Below are 4,420 nucleotides of genomic sequence, written 5' to 3'. Positions count from 1 at the left end.
ACTCGTGCCATACTTGGCCTCATGCGGTTGAATTTCCTATCCGTCGGTCGAGCGAGTCGAGGTAGTCGGCCATGTTGCCGTCGGGCGGGTCGATCACGGTGGTGCTGCCGTTGAGGATGTGGTCCCCGCTGAACAGCAGGCCGTCTTCGCGCAGGATCAGGCACAGATGGTTGGCTGCGTGGCCGGGGGTGTGCACCACTTGCAGGGTATGGGTGATTTCGCCCTCCAGCGCTTTACCAGAAAGCGCCAGCAGCTCATTATTTTGTAGCGCCCTGTCGGGCGTGAACTGGCTCACCACCCGCGCGGTGGGGGCCGATGGCAGGCCCAAAATGGGCGGCTTGGCCCGGCCCGCGCGTTCGCACATCGCTTGCAGCGGGGCTGCACCAGGGGAATGGTCGGGATGCGAGTGGGTGCACACGATCATGCGGATATCGCCGCCCGCAGCGCGCCACAGCTTTTCCAGGTGGTCGGGGTCGGCCGGGCCGGGGTCGATGGCGATGAAGCCGGTGCCCGGCTCACCCACCAGGTAGCTGTTGGTGCCGGGGCCGGTCATCACGCCCGAATTGGGGGCGGTGAGGCGCTGCACGTTCTTGAGCAGCGGCACGGGCCGCTCGCTCTGCCAGTCCAGCGGGTGCGCGATCTGGCCGTCGGGGCACACCAGGGCCAGTTCGCCGAAGGGGGCATCGCCTTCCATGTAGTGCGCTTCCTTGCCGCCCAGCAGCCCGGCGCGGGGGCAGCTGGTCCACAGCGGCTTTTCGTGCGCCAGAGCGGCCAGCACGGCGTCGGTATTGGCAAAGCGGGCCAGCCACTGCAGGGTGCGGATGGTCGGGAAGATCATGAAGAACTGGCCTGCCTCGTGCCGCGCCAGTGCGTCGGCCGGGCGCACCCACACGGGCTCAAACTGCTCGGTTTCGTCGGCCACGGGCTCTTGCCCCTCGGGCATGCGCGCCACCAGGAAGGGCACGGCAAAGCGCCGGGGCAGGTCGCGGTCGGCCGTCCAGTGGGCCAGCAGGAACACGCTGTCGGCGGCCAGGCGCAGGCCGCGGGCGCTGCATTGCTCGGCAAAGGGCTGGTGGCGGTCCAGCGCGGCAATGTCTTGCGCGTCGGCCATCTGGCCTTGGCGGGGGCCGCTGGCATGGCGCGCCAGCAAAATGCCCAGCTCTTCAAAGCTCTCGCGAATGGCCGCAATGGCCTGGGTGAGGTGTTCGTCGCTTTGCGTGGGGCGCCGGTCGGCCACCGGGTGGGCCAGGCGGTCTGCCTCGTCGATGCCCCCGCCGGGGAAGACATACGCCCCCGGCGCAAAGCTGGCTTTGCCAGAGCGCCGGGTCATCAAAACTTCAAGATCGCCGCCCGGCGAGGCATCGCGCAGCAGCAGCACGGTGGCTGCGTGCAAAGGGCTCACGGGCTCGCGGGAGGGGTGCAGGTGCTGGCTGGTGCGTGGCATGGGGCCATTATCCGGTGTTGCCCTGCAGCCTGCCCGTCTGCTGCTTTCGTCAACGGACCGGCCTCTTGCCCTTGGGGAGGTCAGTAGGCGCCAGAGAGCAGGGCCCCTGCGTTGGGTACCCGCGTTTCCAGCCCCAGGCGCTTGAGCATCGCCCAGGTTGTGCAGGCTGCAGCGGACACGACAGGAATGCCCAACTGGTCCTGTGCCATCTGCACCGACGCCAGCGAGGGCATCTGGACGCAGGCCGAGATCACCACCACGTCCACGCCGCGCGTGTCCAGCCGTTGCACCAGCTGGGCCGGGGCGGCGGGGTCCTGCGCGCCCACCTGCAGGTTGTCGGCAATTTCCAGCGACAGGCTGTCGTGCACGGCAATGCCCTCGTGCTCGATGTAGTCCACCACCAGTTGCGTGAGCGGCTTCATGTACGGCGTGAGCACCGAGACCTTCTTGGCGCCCATGGCCTTGAGGCCTTCGACCAGCGCCCCTGCGCTGGACACCACCGGCGCGGGCTTGCCATTGGCCACGGTGACCTCATGCAGCCGCTTTTCGGATGCGCGGTGGTAGCCCAGGCCCATGCTCATGATGGCCACGAGGCAGGCATAGCCCATCACGTCCATCTTGCCGTCCGACAGCTCCAGTGCGCAGCGGTCGGAGTCGCGGTCCATTGCAGCCAGCTCTTCCTTGGTGACCTTCTGCATGCGCATGCGGCTGGCGTGGAAGCTGAAGCGTTCGGGCAGGATCTGCTCGCGGGCGCGCAGCATGGCCGGTATCTCGGTCTCCATCGTGGTGTTGGAGCTGGGCACGATCTGCCCGATGCGGTAGGTGCGTTGCATGGTGGTCTTTCAGGAATGGATGGGCAAAGCGCGGCCCGCCCGGCGCGCGGAGCGCCGGGAATGGATCGCGCAGGGGATGTCTGTGGGCCGGTCAGTCGGCCTTGATACCGGCGGCCTTGATGGTCTTGGCCCAGTAGGCGGTTTCGGTCTTCACCAGCTCACCGAGGGCGTCGGGCGGCAGGTAGCGCAGTTCGATGCCGGCAGCGTCGGCGCGCTGGCGCGTCTCGGGCATGTCCAGCGCCTTCTTCACATCGGCCGTGAGCTTGGCCACCACGGCGGGTGGCGTGGCGGCCGGGGCGAACAGGCCCACCCAGGCCTCGAGCTTGAAGTCGGGCATGCCGGCCTCGGCCACGGTGGGCACGTTGGGCAGGCCCGGGTGGCGCTTGGTACCGGTGACGGCAAAGGCCTTGAGCTTGCCGCTGACCACATGCTGCATGACCGACGGTGGCGTGGTGATGAACACCTGCACCTGGCCCGCCAGCACATCGGCCACCGCTGGGCCCGAGCCACGGTAGGGGATGTGGGTCATGAAGGTGCCGCTTTGCTGCTTGAAGATCTCGGTGCCGATGTGCGAGAGCGAGCCGTTGCCCTGCGAGGCGTAGTTCACCTTGCCCGGGTTGGCCTTGAGGTAGGCGATGAATTCCTTGAGGTTGTTGGCTGGCACCGAGGGGTGGGCTGCAATCACGTTGGTGGCCACGGTGAGCAGCGCGACGGGGGCGAAGTCCTTGGCCTCCCAGGGCAGGCTGGGGGTGAGGGCCGGGTTGCCCACATGGTAGGCCGAGTACGAGATCAGCAGGTTGTAGCCATCGGGTTTTGCGCGGGCTACGGCGCCGTAGGCCACGTTGCCGCTGCCGCCCGCCTTGTTGTCAATCACCACGGGCTGGCCGATCACGCGCGCCAGGGGCTCGTTGAGCAGGCGGGCTGAGGTGTCCACCACGCCGCCAGGCGGGTTGGGCACGGTGAGCGTGATGGCCTTGCTGGGGTAGTTGTCTTGCGCCATGGCCAGGCCCGAGAGGGCCAGCGTGGCAGCCAGCAGGCTGTGCTTGATCGTCATGTTTGTCTCCACCAGATGTTGTAGTGAGGGTATTGTGGAAACAAGCGAATCAACAGTCCAATATATTGTTGGTCTTGATCAAGACCTGAAAAGTATCAATGGAACTGCGCCATCTGCGTTACTTCGTCGCCCTGGCGGAAGAGCTGAGCTTCACACGCGCCGCGCAGCGCCTGCATGTCTCGCAGCCGCCGCTGAGTCTGCAGATCGCCCAGCTGGAACAGGAACTGGGCGCCCAGCTGTTCGTGCGCACCAGCCGGCGCGTGGAGCTGACGCTGGCAGGCCAGGCCTATCTGGTGGATGCACGCGCGGTGCTGGAGCGGCTGGACACGGCGCGCCAGCGTGTGGCGGCCATCGGCCAGGGGCAGGCGGGGCGCATTGAAGTGGGACTGTCTGGCTCGCATTTCCTCGGGCCGTTTCCGGCGGCGCTGGCGCGCTACCGACAAAGCCATCCGGGCGTGGATGTGGTGCTGCACGAGATGCAGCCTTCGCTGCAGCAGGCGGCCCTGCGCGACAAACGCATCGATGTGGGCATCTCGCGCACGGCCGTCAACGACGACCAGCTCGCCAGCACCCTGCTGTGGCCCGACCCTGTGGTGGCGGCCCTGCCGCCCGGCCACCCGCTGGCGGCGCGCAAGGCGCTGGCCTTGAAGGACCTGCGCAGCGAGGCCTTTGTGATGCTGCGCCGCGATTCATCAGCCCATGCCGAGCACATGGTGCAGTGCTGCGTGCAGGCGGGCTTTGCGCCCCGGGTGGCGCAGACCACGGTGGAGCTGGCGGCTGTGCTGAGCCTGGTGGCGGCCGGGCTGGGCGTGGCCCTGGTGCCGTCGTCCCTGGGCATGCTGTTCGGGCCGCGCGTGGTGTTCAAGCCCCTGGGCGCCAAAGCGCCGCGCGCCGATGTGCATGCGGTGCAGCGGCGCGACGACCTGCTGGGCGTGGTGCCGGCGTTCGTGCGGGTGATGGCTGACTGAGAGGGGAGGCTAGAGGCAGCCCGACCTTCGGGATGGACCCTGCGTCCGCATTGGTCCACTGTGGGGGCCTGGTGCAGGTGACCGTGCTGCGCGGCTACGGCCACTTCGTCGGCGCCAACCA

Annotated in this window: 4 protein-coding genes; 1 reads left to right on the top strand and 3 read right to left on the bottom strand. The window is 67.8% G+C overall.

Annotated elements, in window-relative coordinates:
- Nucleotides 1-19: 19 nt before the first annotated feature.
- From OX89_RS14085 to OX89_RS14075, 3 genes are all read right to left on the bottom strand, one after another.
- Nucleotides 20-1,444, bottom strand: coding sequence for an MBL fold metallo-hydrolase (locus OX89_RS14085; protein ID WP_234305578.1), 1,425 nt, complete (start codon nt 1,442-1,444; stop codon nt 20-22).
- A gap of 80 nt (nt 1,445-1,524) precedes the next feature.
- Complete coding sequence (locus tag OX89_RS14080; RefSeq protein ID WP_047351093.1) at nt 1,525-2,277, bottom strand: Asp/Glu racemase; 753 nt, start codon at nt 2,275-2,277, stop codon at nt 1,525-1,527.
- 91 nt (nt 2,278-2,368) lie between these two features.
- Nucleotides 2,369-3,331, bottom strand: coding sequence for a tripartite tricarboxylate transporter substrate binding protein (locus OX89_RS14075; protein WP_052952277.1), 963 nt, complete (start codon nt 3,329-3,331; stop codon nt 2,369-2,371).
- Between the two features lie 98 nt (nt 3,332-3,429).
- Here OX89_RS14075 and OX89_RS14070 point away from each other — a divergent pair, with 98 nt between their 5' ends.
- Nucleotides 3,430-4,299, top strand: coding sequence for a LysR substrate-binding domain-containing protein (locus OX89_RS14070; RefSeq protein ID WP_047351092.1), 870 nt, complete (start codon nt 3,430-3,432; stop codon nt 4,297-4,299).
- The last annotated feature ends 121 nt before the right edge of the window (nt 4,300-4,420 follow it).

This window comes from Diaphorobacter sp. J5-51 (assembly GCF_001023515.1).
Classification (GTDB): domain Bacteria; phylum Pseudomonadota; class Gammaproteobacteria; order Burkholderiales; family Burkholderiaceae_C; genus Diaphorobacter; species Diaphorobacter nitroreducens.
This window is presented reverse-complemented; position numbering and strand designations above follow the sequence as displayed.

Excerpts from the sequence above, each read along its gene's own strand:
- OX89_RS14080 (WP_047351093.1), bottom strand. The coding sequence starts at position 2,277 with ATGCAACGCACCTACCGCATCGGGCAGATCGTGCCCAGCTCCAACACC.
- OX89_RS14070 (WP_047351092.1), top strand. The coding sequence starts at position 3,430 with ATGGAACTGCGCCATCTGCGTTACTTCGTCGCCCTGGCGGAAGAGCTG.
- OX89_RS14085 (WP_234305578.1), bottom strand. The coding sequence starts at position 1,444 with ATGCCACGCACCAGCCAGCACCTGCACCCCTCCCGCGAGCCCGTGAGC.
- OX89_RS14075 (WP_052952277.1), bottom strand. The coding sequence starts at position 3,331 with ATGACGATCAAGCACAGCCTGCTGGCTGCCACGCTGGCCCTCTCGGGC.